Annotated in this window: 26 protein-coding genes; 10 read left to right on the top strand and 16 right to left on the bottom strand. The window is 72.6% G+C overall.

The window, feature by feature from the left end; all coding sequences use genetic code 11:
- Positions 1-49: 49 nt before the first annotated feature.
- Complete coding sequence (locus tag K0V08_RS10635; RefSeq protein WP_012039614.1) at positions 50-1,069, bottom strand: hypothetical protein; 1,020 nt, start codon at positions 1,067-1,069, stop codon at positions 50-52.
- Positions 1,070-1,199: 130 nt separating this feature from the next.
- Between K0V08_RS10635 and K0V08_RS10630 the strand changes: the two genes are divergently transcribed.
- Positions 1,200-2,501, top strand: coding sequence for an ATP-dependent DNA helicase (locus K0V08_RS10630; RefSeq protein WP_079533866.1), 1,302 nt, complete (start codon positions 1,200-1,202; stop codon positions 2,499-2,501).
- A 31-nt stretch (positions 2,502-2,532) separates the two neighbouring features.
- Here the strand turns inward: K0V08_RS10630 and K0V08_RS10625 are convergent, their stop codons facing one another.
- The 3 genes from K0V08_RS10625 to K0V08_RS10615 form a co-directional block, all read right to left on the bottom strand.
- The gene (locus K0V08_RS10625) at positions 2,533-3,228 is read right to left on the bottom strand and encodes a hypothetical protein (protein ID WP_012039612.1); all 696 of its coding nucleotides are present in this window, start codon (positions 3,226-3,228) and stop codon (positions 2,533-2,535) included.
- A gap of 114 nt (positions 3,229-3,342) precedes the next feature.
- Positions 3,343-3,762, bottom strand: a complete 420-nt coding sequence (locus tag K0V08_RS10620; RefSeq protein ID WP_043583712.1) for a DUF4383 domain-containing protein — start codon at positions 3,760-3,762, stop codon at positions 3,343-3,345.
- 100 nt (positions 3,763-3,862) lie between these two features.
- Positions 3,863-4,513: a dienelactone hydrolase family protein gene (locus K0V08_RS10615; protein WP_012039610.1), complete on the bottom strand. Its 651-nt coding sequence runs from the start codon at positions 4,511-4,513 to the stop codon at positions 3,863-3,865.
- A 55-nt stretch (positions 4,514-4,568) separates the two neighbouring features.
- Here K0V08_RS10615 and K0V08_RS10610 point away from each other — a divergent pair, with 55 nt between their 5' ends.
- Positions 4,569-5,282, top strand: a complete 714-nt coding sequence (locus tag K0V08_RS10610; RefSeq protein ID WP_079533868.1) for a DUF305 domain-containing protein — start codon at positions 4,569-4,571, stop codon at positions 5,280-5,282.
- An 81-nt stretch (positions 5,283-5,363) separates the two neighbouring features.
- On the opposite strand, the gene K0V08_RS10605 is transcribed toward K0V08_RS10610, so the two are convergent.
- Together K0V08_RS10605 and deoC are read right to left on the bottom strand one after the other, a co-directional pair.
- A complete protein-coding gene (locus tag K0V08_RS10605) occupies positions 5,364-6,659 on the bottom strand; it encodes a M18 family aminopeptidase (RefSeq protein WP_079533870.1) in 1,296 nt (431 codons plus the stop codon).
- Positions 6,659-7,381 carry a deoxyribose-phosphate aldolase gene (deoC, locus tag K0V08_RS10600; protein ID WP_079533872.1) on the bottom strand — a complete coding sequence of 241 codons (723 nt, stop codon included), beginning with the start codon at positions 7,379-7,381 and terminating at the stop codon, positions 6,659-6,661. The genes K0V08_RS10605 and deoC overlap by 1 nt, the downstream gene beginning before the upstream one ends.
- A gap of 107 nt (positions 7,382-7,488) precedes the next feature.
- Here deoC and K0V08_RS10595 point away from each other — a divergent pair, with 107 nt between their 5' ends.
- Positions 7,489-7,707 carry a hypothetical protein gene (locus K0V08_RS10595; protein WP_079533874.1) on the top strand — a complete coding sequence of 73 codons (219 nt, stop codon included), beginning with the start codon at positions 7,489-7,491 and terminating at the stop codon, positions 7,705-7,707.
- Positions 7,708-7,729: 22 nt separating this feature from the next.
- Here K0V08_RS10595 and K0V08_RS10590 read toward each other — a convergent pair whose 3' ends face one another.
- Complete coding sequence (locus tag K0V08_RS10590) at positions 7,730-7,933, bottom strand: hypothetical protein (protein ID WP_012039606.1); 204 nt, start codon at positions 7,931-7,933, stop codon at positions 7,730-7,732.
- A 251-nt stretch (positions 7,934-8,184) separates the two neighbouring features.
- Here K0V08_RS10590 and K0V08_RS10585 point away from each other — a divergent pair, with 251 nt between their 5' ends.
- From K0V08_RS10585 to K0V08_RS10575, 3 genes are all read left to right on the top strand, one after another.
- Complete coding sequence (locus K0V08_RS10585) at positions 8,185-8,508, top strand: DUF7882 family protein (protein WP_012039605.1); 324 nt, start codon at positions 8,185-8,187, stop codon at positions 8,506-8,508.
- A gap of 180 nt (positions 8,509-8,688) precedes the next feature.
- On the top strand, positions 8,689-9,015 hold the full coding sequence (locus K0V08_RS10580; RefSeq protein WP_227266746.1) for a hypothetical protein: 327 nt from the start codon (positions 8,689-8,691) through the stop codon (positions 9,013-9,015).
- Between the two features lie 374 nt (positions 9,016-9,389).
- Complete coding sequence (locus K0V08_RS10575; RefSeq protein ID WP_079533878.1) at positions 9,390-10,565, top strand: zinc-dependent alcohol dehydrogenase; 1,176 nt, start codon at positions 9,390-9,392, stop codon at positions 10,563-10,565.
- A gap of 97 nt (positions 10,566-10,662) precedes the next feature.
- Here the strand turns inward: K0V08_RS10575 and K0V08_RS10570 are convergent, their stop codons facing one another.
- From K0V08_RS10570 to K0V08_RS10560, 3 genes are all read right to left on the bottom strand, one after another.
- The gene (locus K0V08_RS10570) at positions 10,663-11,214 is read right to left on the bottom strand and encodes an NAD(P)H-dependent oxidoreductase (protein ID WP_079534270.1); all 552 of its coding nucleotides are present in this window, start codon (positions 11,212-11,214) and stop codon (positions 10,663-10,665) included.
- Between the two features lie 130 nt (positions 11,215-11,344).
- Positions 11,345-12,361 (bottom strand): Gfo/Idh/MocA family protein, encoded by a 1,017-nt coding sequence (locus K0V08_RS10565; RefSeq protein ID WP_079533880.1) that lies wholly within the window; start codon positions 12,359-12,361, stop codon positions 11,345-11,347.
- A gap of 58 nt (positions 12,362-12,419) precedes the next feature.
- Positions 12,420-13,166 (bottom strand): SDR family oxidoreductase, encoded by a 747-nt coding sequence (locus K0V08_RS10560; RefSeq protein WP_079533882.1) that lies wholly within the window; start codon positions 13,164-13,166, stop codon positions 12,420-12,422.
- A 207-nt stretch (positions 13,167-13,373) separates the two neighbouring features.
- On the opposite strand from K0V08_RS10560, the gene K0V08_RS10555 reads away from it, so the two are divergent.
- The 3 genes from K0V08_RS10555 to K0V08_RS10545 are packed head-to-tail and all read left to right on the top strand — an operon-like array spanning position 13,374 to position 15,952.
- Positions 13,374-14,468, top strand: a complete 1,095-nt coding sequence (locus K0V08_RS10555) for a hypothetical protein (RefSeq protein WP_128516969.1) — start codon at positions 13,374-13,376, stop codon at positions 14,466-14,468.
- A gap of 45 nt (positions 14,469-14,513) precedes the next feature.
- The gene (locus tag K0V08_RS10550) at positions 14,514-15,323 is read left to right on the top strand and encodes a DNA-formamidopyrimidine glycosylase family protein (RefSeq protein ID WP_079533885.1); all 810 of its coding nucleotides are present in this window, start codon (positions 14,514-14,516) and stop codon (positions 15,321-15,323) included.
- A gap of 44 nt (positions 15,324-15,367) precedes the next feature.
- Positions 15,368-15,952, top strand: coding sequence for a pyridoxamine 5'-phosphate oxidase family protein (locus tag K0V08_RS10545; protein ID WP_079533887.1), 585 nt, complete (start codon positions 15,368-15,370; stop codon positions 15,950-15,952).
- An 18-nt stretch (positions 15,953-15,970) separates the two neighbouring features.
- Here the strand turns inward: K0V08_RS10545 and K0V08_RS10540 are convergent, their stop codons facing one another.
- The 3 genes from K0V08_RS10540 to K0V08_RS10530 all read right to left on the bottom strand — a co-directional run bounded on the left by K0V08_RS10540 (position 15,971) and on the right by K0V08_RS10530 (position 18,973).
- Entirely contained in the window at positions 15,971-16,798 is an 828-nt protein-coding gene (locus K0V08_RS10540; protein ID WP_079533889.1) for a bacteriorhodopsin-like, read from the bottom strand.
- Between the two features lie 166 nt (positions 16,799-16,964).
- A complete protein-coding gene (locus tag K0V08_RS10535) occupies positions 16,965-18,365 on the bottom strand; it encodes a GntP family permease (protein WP_079533891.1) in 1,401 nt (466 codons plus the stop codon).
- A gap of 89 nt (positions 18,366-18,454) precedes the next feature.
- Positions 18,455-18,973, bottom strand: coding sequence for a gluconokinase (locus K0V08_RS10530; protein WP_079533893.1), 519 nt, complete (start codon positions 18,971-18,973; stop codon positions 18,455-18,457).
- 148 nt (positions 18,974-19,121) lie between these two features.
- Here K0V08_RS10530 and K0V08_RS10525 point away from each other — a divergent pair, with 148 nt between their 5' ends.
- The gene (locus K0V08_RS10525; RefSeq protein ID WP_197278530.1) at positions 19,122-19,886 is read left to right on the top strand and encodes a FadR/GntR family transcriptional regulator; all 765 of its coding nucleotides are present in this window, start codon (positions 19,122-19,124) and stop codon (positions 19,884-19,886) included.
- Here the strand turns inward: K0V08_RS10525 and K0V08_RS10520 are convergent.
- From K0V08_RS10520 to K0V08_RS10510, 3 genes are read right to left on the bottom strand one after another with little or no spacing between them, the layout of a single operon-like run.
- The gene (locus tag K0V08_RS10520; protein ID WP_012039593.1) at positions 19,883-20,506 is read right to left on the bottom strand and encodes a hypothetical protein; all 624 of its coding nucleotides are present in this window, start codon (positions 20,504-20,506) and stop codon (positions 19,883-19,885) included. The genes K0V08_RS10525 and K0V08_RS10520 overlap by 4 nt on opposite strands.
- Complete coding sequence (locus K0V08_RS10515; RefSeq protein ID WP_012039592.1) at positions 20,503-21,801, bottom strand: DUF7224 domain-containing protein; 1,299 nt, start codon at positions 21,799-21,801, stop codon at positions 20,503-20,505. Before K0V08_RS10515 ends, K0V08_RS10520 begins: the two co-directional genes overlap by 4 nt.
- Positions 21,801-22,556 (bottom strand): ATP-binding cassette domain-containing protein, encoded by a 756-nt coding sequence (locus tag K0V08_RS10510; RefSeq protein ID WP_012039591.1) that lies wholly within the window; start codon positions 22,554-22,556, stop codon positions 21,801-21,803. Before K0V08_RS10510 ends, K0V08_RS10515 begins: the two co-directional genes overlap by 1 nt.
- Positions 22,557-22,562: the final 6 nt, after the last annotated feature.

The raw sequence follows: 22,562 nt of genomic DNA, 5'->3' as shown, positions 1-22,562 counted from the left end.
TGCCGCCTCGCCACCGCACCGTGACGCCGGGGGAGGGTGCCGTGGGCGGCTACAGCCCCTGGATCCGCACGCCCGCCGTGTCGTCCACGCTCACGCGCCAGCCCACGCTGAACGGCACGTCCTCGTCGAGGTCCTTCACGCTGCCGTCGTAGAGGGACCGGACGGGCACCTGGATGTGCGCGGTACCCACGGTCGACGGCACCACCCAATCGAGGTCCGCGGGGTCGTCGCTCGCCGGCTGCAGGGTGATCTCGGGCATGGCCGTCATGCTCCACACGGGCGGCGCGGTGATCCGGTCGCGGATCGTCTTCCCGAACGGGCAGCCCGACGGGAACAGCACGGCCTGCGTCGTGCACCCGGTCAGGTACGCCTCGACCTCCGACTGCACGGAGGCGACGAGCTCGTCGGTCGGCTCCGCGTCGATGCGCGCGGGTACGACGCTGCCCGGCTCCGTGACGGCGACCTCGGCGTCCGCCGCCTGCAGGTACTCCGACGCGTGGTCGAGCGCGAGGGACGCGGGCGCGAGCACGAGGTACGTGGATCCGGCACCCGCTGCCGTCTCGCCGCCCGGCGTCGCGGAGACCGCCACCCCGTTGGCCGTGAACGTCGCCGCGTGCCGCAGCTCGAGGTCGATCGCCGCGACCGGGCTCGTCGCGAACTCCCACCGCGCGAAGAGGCCGAGCGCCGCGGGGGTCTCGCGCACGCGGAACTCGGTGGATCCGGGACCCGACGGCAGCGTGTAGGAGTACGTGACCGCGCGCTCGCCGCCGCCCGCGGGCTCGTCGGAGACCAGCTCCACGTCGGCGAGGCCGGGCAGCGCGCGGGCGTCGAGGAGGGCGCGGCTGCCGTCGTCCGGCAGCACGACGCCGGGCGTCGCGAGCGCGTCGCGGCTGTCCTCGCGGGCGAGCGCGTCGAGGTAGGAGCGCACGAAGCCGTGTGCGCTGTAGGTGCCCTGGTTGAGCGCGGCGACAGTGCCGAGGAACGCCCCGACCAGGAGGGCCGCGAGCAGGGACCAGACGACGACGGCCCGACGCAGCTCGCCGCGCGCGTCGACGGCGGGGCTCGGCATGCGGATCATCCTACGTGCGGGGCATCGACGCCTCGCCGGGCGGGCGCCGGGGTAGATTCGAGTGCGCATCGCGCGGCGCCGCCGCCGCCGGACGCGCACCCTCCCGTCCCCGACCCGCCAGGAGCCCCGCGTGAGCACGGTCCCCCTCTCCCCGGAGCAGGCCGCGGTCTTCCAGGCCATCGAGGGAACGCGCGACCACATCTTCGTCACGGGCCGGGCCGGCACCGGCAAGTCGACCCTCCTCACGCACCTGTCGTGGAACACCGAGAAGCAGATCGTCATCTGCGCGCCCACGGGCGTCGCGGCGCTCAACGTGGGCGGGCAGACCATCCACTCGCTGTTCAAGCTGCCCATCGGGGTCATCGCCGACGAGGAGATCGAGCAGACCGGCGAGCTGCGGAAGCTGCTCAACACCATCGACACGCTCGTCATCGACGAGGTCTCCATGGTCAACGCGGATCTCGTCGACGCCATCGACCGCAGCCTCCGCCAGGCGCGCCACAAGAAGGACGTGCCGTTCGGCGGCGTGCAGGTCGTGCTGTTCGGGGATCCGTACCAGCTGGCCCCCGTGCCGGGCGACGGCGACGAGCGCGCCTACTTCGCCGACCGCTACCGCTCCATGTGGTTCTTCGACGCGAAGGTGTGGGAGGAGTCGCAGCTGCGGATCTACGAGCTCACCGAGATCCACCGGCAGCACGAGGAGGCGTTCAAGGAGATGCTGAACGCCGTGCGCCACGGGCGGGTCACGGCGGAGATCGCGGGCGTCCTCAACGCGGCGGGCGCCAGGCCCGCGCCGACCGACGGCGCCATCACGCTCGCCACCCGCAACGACACCGTCAACCGGATCAACGCGGAGGCCCTCAAGCGCCTGCCCGGCCGCTCGCTCACCGCCACCGCCGACGTCACGGGCGACTTCGGCGGCCGCACCTACCCGGCCGACGAGAAGCTCGACCTCAAGATCGGCGCGCAGGTGATGTTCCTCCGCAACGACGTCGACCAGCGCTGGGTGAACGGATCCGTCGGCGTCGTCACGCGCATCGACACCAACGTGTACGTGGAGCTCGACGGCGTCGTGCACGAGGTCGAGCCGGTCACGTGGGAGAAGCACAAGTACTCGTACTCGCCGACGACGAAGCAGCTGCGGCGCGACGTGGTGGCCGACTTCACGCAGTTCCCGCTGCGGCTCGCGTGGGCGGTCACCATCCACAAGTCGCAGGGCAAGACGTACGACCGGGCGATCGTCGACCTGGGCGCGCGCGTGTTCAGCCCGGGTCAGACCTACGTAGCGCTCAGCCGGATCACCGACATCGACGGCCTGTTCCTCACGCGGCCGCTGCGTCCGGGCGACATCATCGTCGACGAGAACGTGCGCCGCTTCATGAGCGAGGCCACGCGGATCCGCGTGACGCCGGCGGTCGCGCCCGCGAGCTGACCGCGAGGCCGATGGCTGGTGTGGCGCCGGCTCAGTGGCCGGAGTGCTCGCCCTGGATGCCGTCGAGGTCGATGGAGCTGTGCTGGCCGTGCGGGACGGCGAACTCGCCGGCGCGCGTGAGCGAGAGGGCCGGGGTGACGAGGCCCGCGACGACGAAGGCGCCGACGAGCACGCCCACGAGGTAGCGGCCGCCCGTGCGCTCGGGCTCGGGGCCGGCGGAGGAGGCGTCGCCGGCGGCGGTCGCTGCCGGCAGGGCGGTGGCCGCGACGGCGGGCGACACTGCGGCGGACGGGAGCGACGCGCCGGATCCGACGAGCACGTCGGCCGGGAACGTGGCCTCGACGGCCGTGCACGCGGCCTGGGCCTCGGACTCGGCGCGGGAGCGGAGGTGGCGGCCGACGACCGCGGCGACCACCAGGTCGAGCAGGGTGGCGGCGAGCATGGGGATGGCCGGCAGGTCGCTCGTGATGCCGGGGGCGGACATGACGACCGCCGCGGTCACGAGGAGAGCCCAGCCGGCGACCGGGACGAGCGCGCCGAGAGCCGCCCAGCCCGGGACCGGAAGGCGGTCGGAGCGGAGGACCGCGATGGCCCACGCGCCCTCGGCGACGCCGATGAGGAGGAGGGCCACCATGGCCGCGGGCGGGGATCCCGCGCCGACGGCCAGGTGGATGAGCGCGGCGCCCAGGGCGGCGAGGGCCAGCCAGTGGCGGATAAGCAGTGACACGTGCTGGTCCCTTCGTCGTCCCGGGCGCCGCGGGTGGTGCGGTGCTGCGTGCTGTCGTGCGGTGGTGCGGTGATGCGTGACGCGCCCGGTGCAGCGGCGCGGCGGGTGCGCTGCCTAGGCGGCGCGGGCGGCGCGGTTGCGCACGCCCTTCTCGGCGCCGAGGCCCACGATCAGGAGCACGACGGCGCTGCCGAGGTGCAGGAAGTGGTCCGCGGTGTTGAGCGCGAGGATGTTGAAGTCGGTGTTCACGAGGAAGAAGCCGACGATGCCGAGCGCGAGGTACGCGAATCCGATGGTGGAGTTCACGGCCTTGGCCGACGCGACGCTGGAGAGGCCGCCGATGAGGAGGGCCGCGCCGATGAGGAGGTGGGCCACGTTGTGGAACGGGTTCACCATGAAGATCCCGAGCAGCAGGCCGCCGTCGGAGGAGAAGAAGCCCCCGCTCTGCGGCGGGAACAGGAAGCCGAGAAGGCCGACGAGGACGTAGACGGCGCCGAAGACGGTGCCGAGCAGGCGGTTCGGGGATGAGCTCATGATGGTGCCTCCACTGGTAGGGAAGAGCCGGGGTTCTCCCAGGCTCCCTACATTCGTACCGCCTAAGCGACCGGATTGGTGCTAGCGCGACACTGATCGGTCACGGGTTTCCGAGATGCTCCAGCAGGAAGGCCTCTGTGCGCCGGTAGGCGAGGGCCGCTGCGTCGGGGTCGAAGCGGTCGCGGAGGCTCGCGTTCGGGAAGACGGGGGTCGTGCCGGGGTAGGTGTGCGCGGTGACCGGCGTGCCGTGCTCGCGGAGCCGGCCGATGAACTCCTCGGGCCGCTGGTCGTCGATCCACTCGTCGTGCTCGGCGAGGTGGAGGAGCACCGCGCACGGGATGACGCCGTGCTCCTGGGGCCCGAGGCTCGCGCAGTGCGCGACGACCGCGTCGGCGCCGCCGTCCTGCGCCTCGAGGAGCGCGAGCCAGCCGCCGGGCGCGAAGCCGACCAGGCCGACGCGCCGGGATCCGCGGGCGCGCGCCGAGTCGATGCCGTCGCGTATCGTGCCGAGGGCGAACCCGACGTCGAGCTCGGCGGCGAGGCCCGCGGCGAGGCCGTCGTCGAGGGTGGCGCGGCCGTCGTAGAGATCGGGGACGAGCACGTGGAAGCCCGCGCGGGCGAGCGCGAGCGCGTACTGGTCGAGCCACGGGAGGCGGCCGTGGTCGTCGTGGACGAGCACGACCACAGGGCTGCCGGGTTCGCCGAACTCGAGGGTGGCTCCGGGATGCGGCAGGTCGACGATCTCGGGCATGGGGAGAACCTATCGTCGGCCCCTCCGACGCCGCGCCGTGGAGGAGGATCGTCGCATGGGATACCGCAACCGCATCGCCGCCGCCACGACCGCCCTCGTCATCGCCGCCGCGCTCGCCGGCTGCTCGACGCCCCCGCGCACGCCCGAGGATGCCGCCAGCCCCAGCGCCGACGCGGCCGCGCCCTCCGAGACGGAGTCGCAGGGCTGGAACCGCGCCGACCTCTCCTTCGCCGAGGAGATGGGCGACCACGCCGCCGGATCCGTCGAGCTCGCCGTGGCCGCCCTGCAGGTGCGCGACCTGCCGCCGGGTGCGGGGGAGCTGGCCGCGCAGATCCGCGACGAGCAGGGCCCGCAGGCCAGGACGCTCGCGCAGCTCGCCGAGGAGTGGTCGGGCGAGGAGGGCGGATCCGGCGCCACCGGCACCGAGGACCGCGACGAGGCGGGCGGGGTCTCGGCCAGCAGCGGATCCGAGGACGGCAGCGCCGGCGGCACGGCGGGCGGCGGCGCGTCCGAGGCCGACATCGACGCGATGAGCGACACCGCGTTCGACTCCGAGCTGCAGGTGCTCAAGCAGGCGAGCGGCACGGACGCCGGCCGGCTGTTCCTCCAGGGGATGATCGCCCGGCACCAGGCCGCGATCGAGCTGGCCGACGGGGAGGCGCAGCTCGGCACGTCGACCGAGGCGCTCGAGCTGGCGGGCGCGATGGCGGCGGCGCAGGGCGACCAGCTCACGAAGATGCGCTCGCTGCTGGAGTCGTACGGGGGCTGATCCCCTATGCACGACCGAGGGCCCGGCGCGGATCGCGTCGGGCCCTCGGTCGTGCGTGGTGCGTGGTGCGCCGCTCGGGCGTCAGGCGGCCGGGCGGAGGAACGCGGCGGCCGCGGCGGCGAGGTGCCCCGGGTCGTCGGCGCCGCACAGCTCGCGGGCGGAGTGCATCGAGAGCAGCGGGATCCCGACGTCGACCGTGCGGATCCCGAGGCGCGTGGCCGTGATCGGGCCGATGGTCGAGCCGCACGGCACCGCGTTGCTGGAGACGAACTCCTGGTACGGCACGCCGGCGCGCTCGCAGGCCAGCGCCCACTCGCGGGCGCCGACGCCGTCCGTCGCGTAGCGCTGGTTCGCGTTGATCTTCAGCAGCGGGCCGCCGTTCGGCACGGGCCGGTTGGCGGGGTCGTGGCGGTCGGGGTGGTTCGGGTGCACGGCGTGGCCGGCGTCGGCCGAGAGGCACCAGGAGGAGGCGAACGCGCGGCGGCGGTCCTCCGAGGAGGCGCCGAGGCCGGCGGAGATCCGGCCGAGCACGTCCTCGAGGATCGGGCCGGCGGCGCCGGACGGGGTCGCGGATCCGACCTCCTCGTGGTCGAAGGCGGCGAGCACCGCGATCGGCGCGTCCGGGTCCTCGTCCGCGGTGGCTGCCAGCTCGAGCAGCGCGGCGAGGCCCGCGTGCACCGAGCTGAGGTTGTCCATGCGGCCGGCGGCGAAGAGCTCGCCGTCGATGCCGAGGGATCCGGGCGCCTGGGTGTCCGCGACGCCCACGTCGTAGCCGAGCACGTCGTCGGCGGCGACGCTCGCGAGCCCGGCCAGGTGGCCGAGCACGTCGGCGTCGGCGGTGGAGCCCGTGCCGAGGATCGGGGACATGTGGCGCTGCGGATCCAGTCGGAGGCCGTCCGTGTTGACGCCGCGGTCGAGGTGCACGGCGAGCTGCGGGAAGCGCAGCAGCGGGCCGGTGCGGACGAGGTGACGGGATCCGTCCCGCATCACGAGGCGGCCGGCGAGCTCGAGGTCGCGGTCGAGCCAGGAGTTGAGGAGCGGGCCGCCGTAGACCTCGACGCCGGCCTGGATCCAGCCGTCGGATCCGATGGTGGGCTTCGGCTTCAGCTTGAAGCCGGGGGAGTCGGTGTGGGCGCCGAGCACGCGGAAGGGCGTGGTGGCGTGCGCGCCGGCGGGCTGGATCCACGCGAGGAGCGCGCCGTCGCGGACGATGAACCGTCTCCCGGCGCCGGTGGGCCAGGCGTCGCGCTCGTCGAGTCGGGCGAAGCCCGCGGCCTCGAGGCGGCGCGCGCCCTCCTCGGCCGCGTGGAAGGAGGAGGGGGAGGCCTGGATGAAGCGGCCGAGGTCCGCGAGGTGCGCGCGGCGGTCGGCCGGCATCAGTAGCCGCTCGATCCGAGCGCGCCGTTCTCGGGCGTCTGCACCGGACCCGCCAGCACGACCGCGCTGCCCGAGACGCCGAGGCGCGTGGCACCGGCCTCGATCATCTGCACGGCGGTCTCGTAGGTGCGGATCCCGCCGGACGCCTTGACGCCGGCCTTCCCGTCGACCGTGCGGCTCATCAGCTCGACCGCGTGCACGGTCGCGCCGCCGGTGGGGTGGAAGCCCGTCGAGGTCTTGACGAAGTCGGCCCCGGCGGCGACGGCCGCCTGGCAGACAGCGACGATCTGGTCGTCGTCGAGCGCCGCGGACTCGATGATCACCTTGAGCACGGCGGGCGCGGGCACGGCCTCGCGCACGGCGCGGATGTCGGCCTCGACGTCGGCGAAGCGGCCCTCGCGGGCGGCGCCCACGTCGATCACCATGTCGACCTCGTCCGCGCCCTGGCGGATGGAGAGCGCGGCCTCGGCGGCCTTGACCTCGCTGTGGTGCTTGCCGCTCGGGAAGCCGCAGACGACGGCGACCTTCAGGTCGGATCCCGCGGGCAGCTCGAGCGGGAGCATCGAGGGCGAGACGCACACGGAGAAGGTGCCGAGCTCGGCGGCCTCGGCGACGAGCGCGGCGACCTCGTCGCGCGTGGCCTCGGGCTTCAGGAGCGTGTGGTCGATGATGCGGGCGATCGCGGCCGTGTCGGTCGCGGGCGTGGACGGGCTGGTGCTCATGCGGGATTCCTCACCTCGTGCGGGACCTCGATCCTACGGCGGGGGTGCGGATGGGCCCGGCCGGTCGGGGGTCAGCCGCCGACGGTCCGCGCCGGTAGCGTCGATGCGTGATCTCCGACGGCACGACCACTGCGCTCCTGTACGTGGCCCTCGCGGCCCTGGCCGTGGGGATCGTGCTCCAGGTGATCGGCGCGATCAAGGGGATCCGCGCCCACGGCACGGGGAAGGTCGGGCTCTTCGCCCAGCCCGTCCGGCCCTGGACGCTCGCGTCGCTCGGTGCGCTCGCGATCAGCGTCCTCTGCTGCCTGCCGATCGTGTGGAGCTAGAGGAGCGCGACGGCTCCGCGGATCAGGAGTAGTCGGCGCCCGGGATGCCGGCGGGACGGTAGACGTAGCCGTCCGCGTCGGAGTCGAGCTCCCACACGACCTCCTCCTCGCTGAGCGAGGTCGCGCGGACGAAGCTCTTCACGGGCTCGCCGTTGAGGAACTCGACCTCGGTCTCCTCCGTGCCATCGGGGCCGACGAGCTGTGCGGTGTACGTGGGATCAGTCATGTCCCGACCCTACGACCGTCGGCCCGCGACGACCGGGCCGGCCGCATCCGCACTGCTCCTGCGCAGGTCGGCGACGGTGCCCTCCCCAGCGGCGATCCATTACCACATGCGGATCCCCCTTCCGGACGAGGCGATCCGAGCGGACAACGCTGGCATAGTGGGTGGGCACGGCCGAAGCTCAGCGCCGCTCTCTGGCCCCCTCTCCGTCGGCGCGGGGCCCGAGAGCTCATGAGGGGAACACGGGATCGATCATGGGGACGTTCAAGTACGACTCGACGCTGACGGCGGAGTTCGATGACCGCCTGCTCGCTCACCTGCAGCTCGTCATCGGCGCGAAGCTGCGCCGCGGGGAGAACTTCTACTTCTCCTGGCGCGACGACGTGGAGGTGGGCGACGGGCGCACGACCATCTGGATGCACAACTCGCTGCCGCTGGTGTTCAAGTACCACGGCAGCCGCGTGCCGCCCATCAACCGCAAGTGGGTGGACGCCCTCATGACCACGGCGAACAGCCCCGGCGGCCTGCTCATCATGCGCGAGCCCCCCGAGGACGAGCCGCGCGACGACGCGCGCTGACCCCGGCGATCGCGGCGACGACGGCGACGCGCTTCTCCCCGACCGCTCAGTACGCTCTGCGGATCCCGGTGTCAACCCCTCTTGCGGTGTCTATGTCGAACGCATGGAACCTGTCATCGTGATGCCCATCACGACGACGCGCGGGGTGCGTGGCGCATGACGACGCACGAGGGGGACGCGATGCACGACACGCAGGCCGGTCGGATGGGCGACCTCGTCCAGGCTTCGGCGAGCGAGCACCTCCCCATCGGGAGGCTCCGGCGCGTGCGCAGCGCGACCGAGCAGGCCCGGTTCGTGGCGGGCTACTTCGGCTGGTCCATGACCGGGGACGAGATCCGTGAGTCGGACGGCACCGTCGCCCTCTTCATCGAGGACATGGCGGTCGCGCTCACCGACCTCCACTGGATCTCCGACGACGGCATCAGCTGGGACCTCATGCCCTTCGACGAGCTCGAGGCCGCCGATGCCCTCCGTGTCGCGCAGCGCGCTCGCGGCTGGGAGATCTGAGCCCCGCACCTGGCGATCCGCCGGGTGACGCATCCGCGCTCTTCTCATTTCCTCACGCGAGGAGCAGACTGCGGCCACGAGGCCGTCGCGGGCTCGGGCGCTTGAGGGTTGTCGAGAGTCCTCCTATGCAGTCCGGACCGTCATCACCGGCCTTCAGATCCGCCCCGGTCCGGTCGTGTCGTGGACGACCGACTCCCCGGGGCGGATCGTCTGAGCGGCCCACGTCCCCGCGCTCGCAGCTCCCTGATCGCCGCGCCCGGATGTCCCCGCTGCCTGGACGCGGCCTGACCTTCGCTTGGCGGACAGCCCGCGAGGGCGTTGTGTGGAGGAGCGCGTGTCCCACGAGGATCCGCGCCCGAGGACGAAGGAGCACGATGAAGGCACTCACCTGGCAGGGCATCCACGACGTCGAGGTCAAGGAGGTCGCCGACCCCGTGATCGAGCAGGACACCGACGCGGTGATCCGGATCACGTCGACCGCGATCTGCGGATCCGACCTCCACCTCTACGAGGTCTTCGGACCGTTCCTCGAGAAGGACGACGTGCTCGGCCACGAGAACATGGGCGTCGTCGAGCAGGTCGGCAGCGCCGTCACGAAGCTCAAGGTCGGCGACCGCGTCGTCGTCCCCTTCGTCATCGCGTGCCACGACTGCTTCATGTGCGACAAGGGCCTGTTCACGCAGTGCGAGACCACGCAGGTGAAGGCGCAGGGCAGCGGCGCCGCGCTCTACGGCTTCAGCGAGATGTACGGATCCATCCCCGGCGGCCAGGCCGAGCGCCTCCGCATGCCGCTCGCCGACGTCAACGCGATCGTCGTGAACTCCGAGCTCCCCGACGAGCGCTACCTCTTCCTCAGCGACATCCTCCCCACCGCCTGGCAGGGCGTGCAGTACGCGAACGTGCCCGAGGGCGGCACGCTCGGCGTCATGGGCCTCGGCCCGGTCGGCCAGTTCGCGGCCCGCATCGGCAAGCACCTCGGCTACCGCGTCATCGCGGTGGATCCCGTCGCCGAGCGCCGCGCCATGGCCGAGCGCCACGGCGTCGAGACCCTCGACCTCACCGACGACGTGGCTGACCAGCTGCGCGAGATGGTCGACGGCCGCGGGCCCGACGCCATGGTCGAGGCCGTCGGCATGGAGGCGCACGGCAGCCCCGCCGCCTCGTTCGCGCAGAAGGCTGCGGGCCTCCTGCCCGACGGCATCGCGAAGAAGGTCATGGACGTCGCGAGCGTCGACCGCCTCGCGGCGCTGCACACGGCGTTCGACGCGGTCCGCCGCGGCGGCACCGTCTCCATCTCGGGCGTCTACGGCGGCGAGGCCGACCCGCTGCCGATGAAGTCGCTCTTCGACAAGCAGATCGCGATCCGCATGGGCCAGTGCAACGTCCAGCACTGGATCGAGGACCTGCTGCCCCTCGTCGAGGACCCGTCCGACCCGCTCGGCGTCATGGACCTCGTCACGCACTCCGTGCCGCTCAGCGAGGCCGCGCACATGTACGAGATCTTCCAGAAGAAGGAGGACGGCTGCATCAAGGTGGTGCTGAAGCCGTAGCCTCTCCGGGCTCGCACGACGACGGCCGCGTCCCCTCGGGACGCGGCCGTCGTCGTGCGCGGGCGTGGCGCCCGGTGCCGCGGTCGGCGGCGTCGGGTCAGGCGGCGCTCGCCGAGGTGCGCACCGCGTCGAGCACCTCGCGGAGCTGCGCCACGACCTCGGCGTCGTCCGCCGGGTGGCGCTCGGCGAAGCGGATCACCGACTCGGGGACGGCCATCTTCACGTCCTCGAGCACGTGCGCGCCGGCGATGCCGAGCGACTTGCGGGCCTCGTCCTGCGCCCACACGCCGCCGTACTGGCCGAACGCGCTGCCGATCACCGCGGTCGGCTTGCCGGCGAGGGCGGACGCGCCGAACGGGCGCGAGGCCCAGTCGATGGCGTTCTTCAGCACCGCGGGCATCGTGCCGTTGTACTCGGGGGTGACCACGAGGAGCGCGTCGGCCGCGGCGATCGCGTCGCGGAAGGCCACGGCCGCGTCGGGCACGGATCCCTCGACGTCGATGTCCTCGTTGTAGAAGGGGAGCCGGTCGAGGCCGGCGTGGATGTCGAGGGTCACGCCCTCGGGGGCGTGGCTCACCGCCGCCTCGGCGATCTGCTGGTTGGTGGAGCCTGAGCGCAGGCTGCCGACGAGCACGAGGACGTGCGTCATGGTGTTCTCCTTCGGGGTCGTTCCGGTCGGATCGTCTCCGTCGACGTGCCGCAGGGGGAGGCGCATGCCTCCTCATCGACCATAACGACCGTCATCTGACGGCTCCCCGGACGGACGCCGCCGGTGCCGATCAGCGCGCGCCGATGTCCGCGAGGATCCGGTCCATCAGCTCCGCGAGGGCCACCGACTCCGCGTGCGGCATCTCCGCGCACTCGACGCGGCCGGCGCGGATCGCCTCCTGGGCCGCGCGGAACATGGGCACGTAGCCGCGGCCCTCGATCGCGTGCTCCTGCCGCTCGGGCTCCCCATCGACGGGAACGACCGCGAGGCCGGGGGAGGCGAGGAACAGCGGATCCACCTCGATGCGGCCGGCCGTGCCGCTGACGGTCGCGCCCGTGGGGAGCGCGGCGACGAGAGAGCAGGCGAGGGTGGCGTGGCGGCCGTCGGGCCAGCCGAGCAGGATCGCGACCTCGGTGTCGACGCCGCCCTCCATCACTGTGCCGACCGCGGAGACGGACGACGGCGTGCCGAACAGGCCGTGCGCGAAGGCGAGCGGGTAGACGCCCATGTCTAGCAGCGTGCCGCCGCCGACCTCCGGGTCCCAGAGGCGGCCCTTGCCCTCCTCCGTCACGAAGCCGAAGGCGACGGAGATCGCGCGCGGATCCCCGATGCGGCCCTCGGCGATGGCCGCCCGCACGGCGAGGTAGCCAGGGGAGAACGCCATCCAGAGCGCCTCGAGGAAGAGCAGGCCCTCGGCGCGGGCGAGGTCGACGAGCGCGCGGGTGTCCTCCGCCGTGGTGGTGGTGGGCTTCTCGCAGACGACGTGCTTGCCGGCGCGGAGGGCCGCCTCGGCCTGCGACCGGTGGAGGGTGTGCGGGGTGGCGACGTAGACGGCGTCCACCTCGGGGTCGGCGAGGAGCGCCTCGAGGGTGTCGTGGATCCGCGCGATGCCGCACGCCTCGGCCAGCGCCTCGGCGCTCGCGCGGGTGCGGGAGTGCACGGCCACGACCTCGACGCCGGGGACGAGCAGCATGTCGGGCACGACCGAGGCGGCGATGCCGGCGGCACCGATGACGCCGAAGCGGATGGGGCGGGCGTCGTCCCCGTCGGGCGTGCGGGTGGAGGCGGGCGGCATCGTCGTCGACATGGATCGAGCCTAGGCGCGGGTGCGCGCGGCCGACCGGTCCAGCCGGCGGCCCGGCGGATCAGTGCCCGCTGAGCAGCGCGAGCATCTCGTCGTGGCGGCAGTCGCGCTCGGCGAAGCGGAGGCCGTGCACGTCCTGCACGAGGATCTCCTCGTCCTCCGGGCGCGCCTGGAGGATCCCCATCACCTCGTCGAGGAAGTCCTCGAGCGGCATGGCGTCGGCCGCCTCGGCCTGGCCGGGCATGAGCGCGGTCTGCACCTTGGGCGGCACCAGCTCGACCACCTCGACGGACGTGCCGTCGAGCTGCGCGCGGAGGCTCTGCGTGTACGAGTGCACGGCGGCCTTGGTGGCGGAGTAGGTGGGCGTGGCGGGCAGCGGCACGAACGCGAGGCCGGACGACACGGTCATCAGGGTGGCCTCGTCGCTCGCGAGGAGGCCGGGCAGGAACGCGTCGATGGTGCGGATGGTGCCGAGGAGGTTCGTGGTGACGATGGACTCGGCGGTGGCCTGGTGCGCGGGATCCCGGAGGTCCTCGGCCTGCATGATGCCGGCCGTGGTGATCACGACGTCGAGGTCGGGATGGCTCGCGGCGAGCTCGTCGCGCGCGGCCGTGATGGAGGCGGGGTCGGCGACGTCGAGCACGACCGAGGCCATGCCGTCGTGCTGGGCGGTGATCTCGTCGAGCAGCTCCCGGCGGCGGCCCGCGATGACGACGCGGTTGCCCGCGGCGTGGAACCGCTCCGCGAGCCCGCGGCCGATGCCCGAGGTGCTGCCGGTGATGAGGACGGTGCGGCCGGTGATCTTCATGGTGCTCCTTCGCCGCGGTGGCGCGCGGCAGTCGGGACGGGCTTCGGGTTCGTGGGCCGAGTGTGGCCCGTGGCGCGGGCGGTGGCGGCGGGCGCGCGGGGATGCGCGGAGGATCCAGCGGGAGTTCACGTGGGGAGGGGCGGCGGGGCTCGAACGGGGGCCAGCCGCGGGTCGGGCGGCTGATCGCCCGGCCGATACGTTCGAGGGATGAGCGGACGCGGCACGGACCCCGGATCCACCCCGAGCGCACCCCGGGGAGGCACGGCACTGTTGATCACGGTGCTGGCCCTGCTGGGCCTCGGCACTTTCGTGCTCCTCTTCGTCGGAATGTTCCTGACATTCATGGACGTGCAGGAGGATCCGCCGTTCGTCCTCCTCGTCGTGCAGATGATGGCCGGCACGATCGCCGTGGGGTTGGCTGCCGGGGTCGGGCTCCTTGTCGTACAGAGCCCTCTGCGTGAGCAGGCCGGCCCGACCCCGCGCCCGGTCCGGCTGCTCGTCTTCGGCGGCGTGGCGGCGACGATGGCCGCGCTGCACGCGGTCGCCGCGCTCATCGTGGGGACCCCCGTCCTCATCGTCGTCGGGTTCCTGCTCGGTCTCGGCGGGATGGCGGCTGCGGGAGGGATCCTCGGCCACCGAGCACGTCTCGCCTCGCACCGGAGGGAGCAGGATCGGGCGGGCGCCGGGCCCGGGACCGCCGCGTCGCCGGATCTCGGGTGGAGCCCGGAGGTGATCCGCAGGAAGTGGCGGGCTGTCCTCCTCGCCTTCGTGATCGGGGTCGTCGCGACGACCGCGCTCGCCGTGGTCCTCGCCCTCACGACCGACGAGGGGCTCGACGAGACCTGGGCCTTCATCGTGCAGCTCTCGTTCCTCGCCGCGGGCATCACGTCCCTTGTCGTGGCCTTCCCGGCGCAGTTGGCTGCGGCCCCCATCACGCGCGACCTGGGCATGCCGGACCGCAAGGAAATCAACCGCCGCGTCTTCGGCAAGGGCGACCCGCTCACGCCGGACCTCGAGTGGCGGGCCGCGCGGGTGGCGGCGGTGACGCGTGTCTCGCAACCGTTCCTCATGGCGCAGAGCGGGCTCGTCTTCATCGGGATCGTCGTGCCGAGCATCTTCCGCGGGATCTTCGAGGGCTGGTTCCTCATCGTCTTCGTCGCACTGGGTGTGTTCCTGCTGGCCATGACGCCCTACATAGTCCGGTCGCAACGTGGTCTCCGGCGCTTCTCGGATGCGACGCGCGAGCTCGCGCTCTCGCCGCATCCGGCCGGTGCATCGAACGCGGAGACGGCCCCGCGGTAGCCGCGGTCGCCCGTCCCCGTCGGCGGCCCGGACTACCGTCGACCCATGCCCGAGGGTGACTCCGTCTTCGTCCTCGCCGCCCGCCTCCGCGCCCAGGTCGGCGGCGCGCTCGTCGCCGACGGGGAGCTGCGGTCCGGCGCGCGGGCGGGCGCGCGGCTCGGCGGCAGGCGCATCACCGGGTTCGACACGCACGGCAAGCACCTGCTCATGCGGCTCGACGACGCCACCACCCTCCACACGCACCTGCGCATGCAGGGTTCGTGGACGGTCACCGGCGCCGGCAAGCGCGTGCCGCAGCGGATCCAGCACCAGGTGCGCGTGCGCCTCCGCCTCGACGACGGCCGCACCCTCTGGGGCATCGACCTGCCGGTGGTCGAGCTGATCCCCACCCGCGACGAGCGCGCGGCCATCGGCCACCTCGGGCCGGACCCGCTGCGCGACGACTGGGACGCGGCGCTCGCCGTGTCCCGCCTCGCGGCCCGTCCCGACGACGCGATCCGCGCCGCCCTCCTCGACCAGCGCCCGATGGCGGGCCTCGGCAACCTCTGGGTCAACGAGGTCGGCTTCCTGCGCGGCGTGCATCCGGCCACCCGGGTCCGCGACGTGGACCTGGCGCCCCTCGTCGACCTCGCCGCCCGCTCGCTCCGGCGCTCGGCGACGGTGCCGGCCGCGTACCAGATCACGACAGGCGATCCCCGTCGAGGCCGCACGCACTGGGTCGTAGGCCGCGCGGGCCGGCAGTGCCTGCGGTGCGGGACGACGGTGATCGGCCTCGACGACCTGGGCAGCACGAGCGAGCGCGGGCGGCGGGCGTGGTGGTGCCCGCGGTGCCAGCCGGCGCCGGATCCGACCTGAGGGCATCCGGCCCCCGCCGCACCCCCGCCCGCGAGGATGGACGCATGACCTCCGACGACTTCGCCCGCTGGCTCCGCGCCCAGCCCTCGCTGACCGGATCCGCCCCCGCGCTCGACACGGCTGACCTGCCCGACGACCCCGATGACCTCTTCCGCGCGTGGATCACCGCGGCCGCCGACGCGGGCGTGCCCGAACCGCACGCCGCGACGCTCGCGACCGTCGACGCCGACGGCCTGCCCGACGCGCGCACGCTGATCCTCAAGGACGTCTCCTCGCGCGGCTGGGCGTTCGCCAGCGCGCGCTCCTCGGCCAAGGGCGCCCAGCTCGCGGCGAACCGGGCCGCGGCGCTCGCGTTCTGGTGGCAGCCGATCGTGCGGGCGGTGCGGGTGCGCGGATCCGTCGAGGAGGCCACGGCGGAGGAGAGCGCCGCCGACCTCGCTGCCCGGTCGGCCGCGGCTCGCGCCGACGTCGACCCGGGCGACTGGGTGCTGTGGCGGATCCGACCGGTGCACGTGGAGTTCTGGCAGGGCTCGCCCGACCGGCGGCACGCGCGGATCCTGTTCGACCGCGTCGGCGAGACGTGGACGCGACGCGGCGCCGCCGGCGAAAGGGCGACCCCGCCGGCGTGACCGGCGGGGCTCCCGGCCTCACAGGGCCGCGCGCGCTCCGTGCCCGTCGTGGTCGCGCGACGTCTCGATCTCCGCGAACGCCGGGTCGTCGTCGTACGACTTGATCTTCGCGACCTGGAAGATGATGAGCGCGTAGACGGCCTTCGCGACGATGTCGGCGACGGAGTACCCGACCTGCTTGGCGACCCACGCGTCCGCGCCGGAGATGTCCAGCAGCGGCAGGAGATACGCGATGGGATACACGCCCCAGCTGAGCAGCAGGAGGTAGCGGAGGTTGCCGATCGTCTTCCGCACCTTCGGCGGCTGGTTCTTCAGCGACTTGCTCAGCTGCACGAACAGCACGTAGAGGATGTACGCGAAGGGGATTGTCGACAGGATCCTGAACAGTCCGCGGACGCCGTTGTCGCCGCTGATCTCGCCGGGATATCCGAGGGCGATCATCAGGGCCGAGGCGGGCACGAGCTGCAGGAGCAGTCGCGACTGCACCCGGCGGGCCAGCGCGAGGACGGCGATCAGCTCGACCAGGAGCAGCGGCACGGTCAGCAGCCAGTCGACGTAGCGATATCCCTCGTTGAATCCCTCGCCCGCGGCCTGCGAGTAGGTGCCGGTGCCGCCGATGGATTCGGTGACGAATGCGCCCGTGAACGAGTCGAAGATGCGGAAGTAGTGATAGGCGGCGATGCCGCACACGATGATCGCGACGGTGATCGCCTGCCGATATCGGGGCAGGATCCGCGGCAGCGCGATGAGCAGGAACACCGCCGTGAACAGCTGCGAGGCGATGACGAGCGAGAGGAAGTTGTAGACGGTGTCGAACTGGCCCTGGGTGAGCGAGTCGGGGATCATGGCGGCCTCCGGCGAACGCCTCGCCGATGCGGGTGCCCGGGCACAGGGCCGTCTGCTCGGAGGCTAGGCCGCCGCTCTCCGGGCGAACAGGCCGAAGGACCCTGGTGCCGGTGCGCGATCCGTGCATTTCCCGCCGCCGGAGCCGAGGCCCGCCCGCCCCGCCGCATCACGCCAGCGACGCCACCCCGAACACCGCCGTCGCGATCGCGAAGCCCATGACGCCGATGGTGGTCTCCATCACGGTCCACGTCTTGAGGGTCGTCTTCACGTCCATCTCGAAGAAGCGGCCGACGAGCCAGAAGCCGGAGTCGTTCACGTGGCTCGCGACCACGGATCCACCGGCCACCGCCACGACGAGCGCCGCGACCTGGAACGCGTTGTAGTCGCCCGCGAGGATCGCCGGGGAGACGAGGCCCGCGGCCGTGGTGAGCGCGACGGTCGCGGATCCCTGCGCGATGCGGAGGATCGCCGCGATGAGGAACCCGGCCAGGATGATCGGGATGCCGAGGTCGCCGAGCACGTCGGCGAGGGCGTCGCCGATGCCGCTGGTGCGGAGCACGCCGCCGAACATGCCGCCCGCGCCGGTGATGAGGATCACGGAGCAGACCGGGCCGAGCGCCGACTCGAGCGTCTTCTCGAGTGCGTTCTTGTCGATCCCGCGGCGACGGCCGAGCATGAACGCCGCGAACAGCAGCGAGATGAGCAGCGCGACGGGCGTCTCGCCGATGGTGCGGAGCACCTGGTACCAGGCCTGGTCGCTCGTGCCCTCGGGGAGGATCCCGCCGGTCGATGCCGCGTTGAGGCCGGTGTTCATGAAGATGAGGATCAGCGGGAGCAGCAGCACGGCGAGGACGGTGCCGAACTTGGGCGGGTTCGACTCGGCGTGCTCGTCGGCCTGGCCGAGGATCGAGGGGATCGGCAGCACGAACTTCTTGCCGATCCAGATCCCGTAGAGGTACGCGGTGACGTACCAGGTGGGTATCGCGGCGATGAGGCCCACGATGATCACGATGCCGACGTTCGCGCCGAAGAACTCGCTGGCCGCGACGGGGCCGGGGTGCGGCGGCACGAAGATGTGCATGACCGAGAAGGCGCCGGCTGCGGGGAGGCCGTAGCGGAGCACGCCGCCGCCGAGGCGACGCGCCACCGAGAAGACGATGGGCAGCATCACGACGAGCCCGGCGTCGAAGAAGATCGGGAAGCCGAAGATGAGCGACGCGACCCCGAGCGCGAACGGGGCGCGCTTCTCGCCGAATATCCGGATCAGCGTGTCGGCCAGCGTCTTCGCGCCGCCGCTGGTCTCGACCAGGCGCCCGAGCATCGCGCCGAGTCCCACGAGCAGCGCGACCGTGCCGAGCGTGGAGCCGAAGCTGCCGACGAGCACGGTCACGATCTGCGGGGTCGGGATCCCGGTGGCGAACGCGGTCGCGAGGCTCACGAGGATCAGGGCGACGAACGCGTGGATGCGCAGCGTGATGATCAGGATCAGCAGCACGGCGATGGCGCCCGCGGCGATCAGGAGGAGCGGACCCGCGGTGAGGGTCTGCGTCCAGTCTTCGATGGTCATGTTCTCTCCGTTGATGAACCGTGCGGTGTGCGGTGTGCGGTGTGCGGTGTGCGGTGTGCGGGTGGGGAGCGCGCGGGCGGGCGGGCGCGTCAGCTCGCGACGAGGCCGAGCTCGTCGACGATGCGGGTCGTGACCTCGTCGGGCGTCCCGGTGTTCTCGAGCGTCAGGCCGCGCTCGCCGGCGTCGAGCGGTTCGAGCGTGCTGATCTGCGACGGCAGCAGCGAGGCCGGCATGAAGTGGCCGCTGCGCGTCTTCATGCGCTCGCGGATCAGCTCGGTGTCGCCGGAGAGGTGCACGAAGCGCACGTCGCCCTCCGCGCTGTCGAGGAGGTCGCGGTAGGAGCGCTTGAGGGCCGAGCAGGTGACCACGGTGCTGTGGCCGGCGTGGGCCTCGCCGTTCATCCAGTCGCGCATGGCCTCGAGCCACGGCCAGCGGTCGTCGTCGGTGAGGGGCGTGCCGGCCGACATCTTCGCGATGTTCGCCTCGGGGTGGAACTCGTCCGCCTCCGCGAAGGTCCAGCCGAGCCGTTCGGCGAGGGCGGTGGCGATCGTGGTCTTGCCGGATCCGGAGATCCCCATCACCACGACGTGGCGCGGACGTGCGGGCATGCGGACTCCCTCGTCGGTCGATGCAGGCGGCGACGGGTCGCCGTGCCGAAAAGGTAACACCTTTCATGCGGCAGGTGTTCGGTGGGCGACGCGCGCCGACCTATGGTGGAGCGGTCGGCGGCCCGCCGGCCGACACCCGGAGAGGACCATGACGACGCGGTCACCCTCCACCCCGGCATCGGCGCCGGATCCCGGTCCCGCAGCTGCCCCGGCTCCGGTCGCCGCGGTCCCCGCCGCCACGGTGCTGGCCACGCGGATCATCGAGGAGCTCGGCCGCGACATCGTCGACGGCCGGCTAGTCGAGGGCACCCGCCTAACCATCGAGGACCTGCAGCAGCGCTTCGGCGTCTCCCGCACGGTGGTGCGCGACTGCGTGCGCGTGCTCGAGGCGATGGCGCTGCTCGTGCCGAAGCGCCGCGTGGGCCTCGTGGTGCAGGGCCCGGATCGCTGGAACGTCTACGACCCGCGCATCATCCGCTGGCGCCTCACCGGCCCCGGTCGCTCGGACCAGTTCCGCTCCCTCACCCAGCTGCGCCGCGCGGTCGAGCCGGTCGCGGCGTCACTCGCTGCCCGCCACGCCACCGCTGCTCAGCGCACGCGCATCGCCGAGCTCGCGGTGGATCTCCGCCGCCTCGGCGAGGCCGGCGCCCTCGTCGACTTCCTCGCCGCCGACATCGAGTTCCACCACCTGATCCTCGAGGCCAGCGGCAACGACATGTTCTGCGCCCTCCGCGAGGTGATCACGGAGGTCCTCAGCGGTCGCACGCACCAGGGGCTGATGCCGCGGACGCCGCGTCCGCACGCGCTCGACACGCACGAGCAGGTGGCGCACGCGATCCGCGACGGCGATGCGGCGACGGCAGAGGCGGGGATGGCGTCGTTGCTGGCGGAGGTCAGCAGCGCGATCACCTAAGCAGGCGGCATGCGGCCGCCGGCGTCGACGCGGCCGCGAGCGATGCGACGGCCGAGGACGAACGCAGCGGCGGCCGCGAGGATCACCGGCACGAGCATGAACGCCACGTCATCGCCTGCCCCGACGGGCCACGCCCAGACGGCGACGGTCCCCCCGGCCTCGCGGCCGAACAGCGAGGCCAGGAGGAGGTAGACGACCGGGGTGATGGCCTGCTGGCGGTAGCCGACGTACGCACCCGTCACCATCGCGAGACAGATGTACGCGATGGTGTTCCGCATCCCCGCCTCCACCACGGACGGCGATGCCCCGAGCGGCAGGGCCGCCACCATCGTGATCGCCGTCACGGCGATCACGCCGATCGTCAGCAGCGCGTCCCCGACCATGACCCGTCGTGACGCGACGAGGTGGTTCCCCCGGCTCCCGGCATGCAGTGCGGCGGAGAGCGCGATCGCGGGCACGACGGGGACCGCGGCGACGAGCGCCACCCGACCGAACGGGGTCGAGCCCTGCAGCGCAGGGAAGAGGAAGGTGACGTCGCCGACCGTCGCCACGAAGACGCCCGTCACCACGGTGAGGGCGAGGAGCCACGCGCCCCGGTGCGTGCGGATCCACCAGCTCATGAGGTGGGCACCGGGACTGGCGCGACGGAGCAGTCCTCGAGCGAGGGCAGTGCCGCCTCGACCCAGGTGAGCTGCCTCTGGGGATCGAGACGTGCCAACGCGTCGTGGTCACCCGGCTGACCCGCGGAGACCGGCTGTACGGACGCGGGATCGACGATCCCCTGGGCCGCGACGCGCACGATCCACGCTCCGACGGTCGAGTAGGTCGCCTGCCGCTGCTGGAGGTCGGTGGCGGTGCCGCACGCGGGGGCGCCGGAGAGGGGGAGGAAGGAAACGGCGAGCGAGTGGATGACCTGCGCGTCGGTCATGCCGACCGTCACGACCATGCTGAGGGTGTCATCGGTCCGCGCATCATCGCCCATGCGGACGGTGGCCGGGACGGGCAGGCCCGCCGACTCGAGGTTCTGGACCGCCCGGCGGATGGTTCCCTCGGCGGTACCCGAGCCGCGGACCTCCGGATACAGGCAGACGGAGGGAGCCGTGCCGGAGCATGCGGCCGCGGAACCCGGGCGCGCGACCGCCGGGCTGTACCCCAGATCCCCGGCGATGAGGATCCCCGCGACGGTCACGGCGGTCGCCGCCGCGGCGACGGATGACCACCGGATCGCGAGGCGCGCGGTGCTCTCGGTGGACCGGATGACCGCGGCGGCGATGAGCAGGAGCCCCATCCCGAGGCTGAACACGATGGCCGCCAACGGGGCGCGTGCGTCGAGGGCCGTGTCGACGCTGCAGCAGTCGGCCAGCACCAGCCCGGAGAGGTAGCGCAGCGGGAACCAGTTCACCGACCACGTGAATCCGAGCCATGAATACGAGAGCAGCAGTGCCACGGGGATGCTCGCCGCGAGGGGAAGGTGACGGCCGAGGAGATACCCCATCGCGGTGTGGAGGACGAGGATCGCGACGAACGCGCCGGCGAGCAGTACGAGCGTGAAGGGGTCGGTCGCGGCTGTGCCCCAGGTTCCCCGACTCAGGATCAGCACGGCGGCGAGCTGCACCGCGGCCGCGCAGGCGAGCGACGGCCACAGCGCCGCCACGACGAGCTGGATCTCCCGCCGCGCGTGCGGCACGGTGCTTAGTCGACCGCGCCGAGCGCGTGCACCCTCTTGGGCGGCGGACACAGAGGCGACGGCGCACGGGAAGAACAGGAAAATGGCGGATCCGGCGACCACGGCGGGCCAGTATCCCCGCACGGATGACAGATCGAAGTAGAGGCCGCAGAACGCGTACACGCAGGCGATCGCCGGGAGCAGGAGCCAGAGGGCGACGCGGGAGCGCCAGGGGATGACGGGTCGCATCAGTCCTCCTCGGGCACGTGTCGCGCATACGCGCGGGCGACGCTGTCGCGCACGTCCTCGGTCGCCGACGAAGGGCCGACGAACTCGCGGACGGTTCCCTCGAAGGGAACCCGGCCGCGGTGCAGGAGCACGACGCGGTCGTAGGACTCGTGCACGTCCTCTGTCTGGTGCGTGGACACGACGACGGCGACCTCGGGCGCGATGCGGCGAAGGATCCCCCGGAAGCGCTCGCGCTGCGATGGATCGAGGCCGGCGGTGGGCTCGTCGAGCAGGATGACCTCGGAGTCGTGGACGAGCGCTCCGGCGATGCCCATCCGCCGCGCTTGTCCGCCAGAGAGCTCGGTGGCTCGCAGGTCGGCTTTGGCCCCGAGGTCGACGACGTCCAAGGCGCCGACGGCACGTCGCCACGCGTCGCGCCTGCTGAGGCCCTTCAACCACCCGGCGTACGCGACGTGCTCGCGGACGGTGAGCCCGGGGAAGGGGGTGATCTGCTGGGGGAGCCACGCCACGCGCGAGCGGTACGCGCGTCGTGACGCGCGGATCCGGGGGCTGCCGACGGACTCGAGGACGACTCGTCCCGCTCGGGGACTCAGTGCGTCGGCGGCGAGAGCCAGGAGTGTGGACTTGCCGGCTCCGTTGGGGCCGAGGAGCACGGTGCGTCCGGCGTCGAACTGGAGACGAAGGCCGTCGAGGACATCGCCGCCACGTCGGTAGGCGAATGATATTTCTTCAAGGCGCAGAATTGACATGCTCATCAGTGA

This window comes from Clavibacter michiganensis (assembly GCF_021216655.1).
GTDB lineage: Bacteria > Actinomycetota > Actinomycetes > Actinomycetales > Microbacteriaceae > Clavibacter > Clavibacter michiganensis.
This window is presented reverse-complemented; position numbering and strand designations above follow the sequence as displayed.

What these genes read in the sequence shown, in the direction of transcription:
- K0V08_RS10515 (WP_012039592.1), bottom strand. Translation starts at nt 21,801, where the DNA reads ATGCGACCCGTCATCCCCTGGCGCTCCCGCGTCGCCCTCTGGCTCCTG.
- K0V08_RS10555 (WP_128516969.1), top strand. Translation starts at nt 13,374, where the DNA reads ATGAGCGGACGCGGCACGGACCCCGGATCCACCCCGAGCGCACCCCGG.
- K0V08_RS10610 (WP_079533868.1), top strand. Translation starts at nt 4,569, where the DNA reads ATGGGATACCGCAACCGCATCGCCGCCGCCACGACCGCCCTCGTCATC.
- deoC (WP_079533872.1), bottom strand. Translation starts at nt 7,381, where the DNA reads ATGAGCACCAGCCCGTCCACGCCCGCGACCGACACGGCCGCGATCGCC.
- K0V08_RS10570 (WP_079534270.1), bottom strand. Translation starts at nt 11,214, where the DNA reads ATGACGCACGTCCTCGTGCTCGTCGGCAGCCTGCGCTCAGGCTCCACC.
- K0V08_RS10615 (WP_012039610.1), bottom strand. Translation starts at nt 4,513, where the DNA reads ATGCCCGAGATCGTCGACCTGCCGCATCCCGGAGCCACCCTCGAGTTC.
- K0V08_RS10510 (WP_012039591.1), bottom strand. Translation starts at nt 22,556, where the DNA reads ATGAGCATGTCAATTCTGCGCCTTGAAGAAATATCATTCGCCTACCGA.
- K0V08_RS10550 (WP_079533885.1), top strand. Translation starts at nt 14,514, where the DNA reads ATGCCCGAGGGTGACTCCGTCTTCGTCCTCGCCGCCCGCCTCCGCGCC.
- K0V08_RS10565 (WP_079533880.1), bottom strand. Translation starts at nt 12,361, where the DNA reads ATGTCGACGACGATGCCGCCCGCCTCCACCCGCACGCCCGACGGGGAC.
- K0V08_RS10520 (WP_012039593.1), bottom strand. Translation starts at nt 20,506, where the DNA reads ATGAGCTGGTGGATCCGCACGCACCGGGGCGCGTGGCTCCTCGCCCTC.
- K0V08_RS10575 (WP_079533878.1), top strand. Translation starts at nt 9,390, where the DNA reads ATGAAGGCACTCACCTGGCAGGGCATCCACGACGTCGAGGTCAAGGAG.
- K0V08_RS10530 (WP_079533893.1), bottom strand. Translation starts at nt 18,973, where the DNA reads ATGCCCGCACGTCCGCGCCACGTCGTGGTGATGGGGATCTCCGGATCC.
- K0V08_RS10605 (WP_079533870.1), bottom strand. Translation starts at nt 6,659, where the DNA reads ATGCCGGCCGACCGCCGCGCGCACCTCGCGGACCTCGGCCGCTTCATC.
- K0V08_RS10585 (WP_012039605.1), top strand. Translation starts at nt 8,185, where the DNA reads ATGGGGACGTTCAAGTACGACTCGACGCTGACGGCGGAGTTCGATGAC.
- K0V08_RS10620 (WP_043583712.1), bottom strand. Translation starts at nt 3,762, where the DNA reads ATGAGCTCATCCCCGAACCGCCTGCTCGGCACCGTCTTCGGCGCCGTC.
- K0V08_RS10535 (WP_079533891.1), bottom strand. Translation starts at nt 18,365, where the DNA reads ATGACCATCGAAGACTGGACGCAGACCCTCACCGCGGGTCCGCTCCTC.
- K0V08_RS10560 (WP_079533882.1), bottom strand. Translation starts at nt 13,166, where the DNA reads ATGAAGATCACCGGCCGCACCGTCCTCATCACCGGCAGCACCTCGGGC.
- K0V08_RS10580 (WP_227266746.1), top strand. Translation starts at nt 8,689, where the DNA reads ATGCACGACACGCAGGCCGGTCGGATGGGCGACCTCGTCCAGGCTTCG.
- K0V08_RS10525 (WP_197278530.1), top strand. Translation starts at nt 19,122, where the DNA reads ATGACGACGCGGTCACCCTCCACCCCGGCATCGGCGCCGGATCCCGGT.
- K0V08_RS10540 (WP_079533889.1), bottom strand. Translation starts at nt 16,798, where the DNA reads ATGATCCCCGACTCGCTCACCCAGGGCCAGTTCGACACCGTCTACAAC.
- K0V08_RS10545 (WP_079533887.1), top strand. Translation starts at nt 15,368, where the DNA reads ATGACCTCCGACGACTTCGCCCGCTGGCTCCGCGCCCAGCCCTCGCTG.
- K0V08_RS10590 (WP_012039606.1), bottom strand. Translation starts at nt 7,933, where the DNA reads ATGACTGATCCCACGTACACCGCACAGCTCGTCGGCCCCGATGGCACG.
- K0V08_RS10635 (WP_012039614.1), bottom strand. Translation starts at nt 1,069, where the DNA reads ATGCCGAGCCCCGCCGTCGACGCGCGCGGCGAGCTGCGTCGGGCCGTC.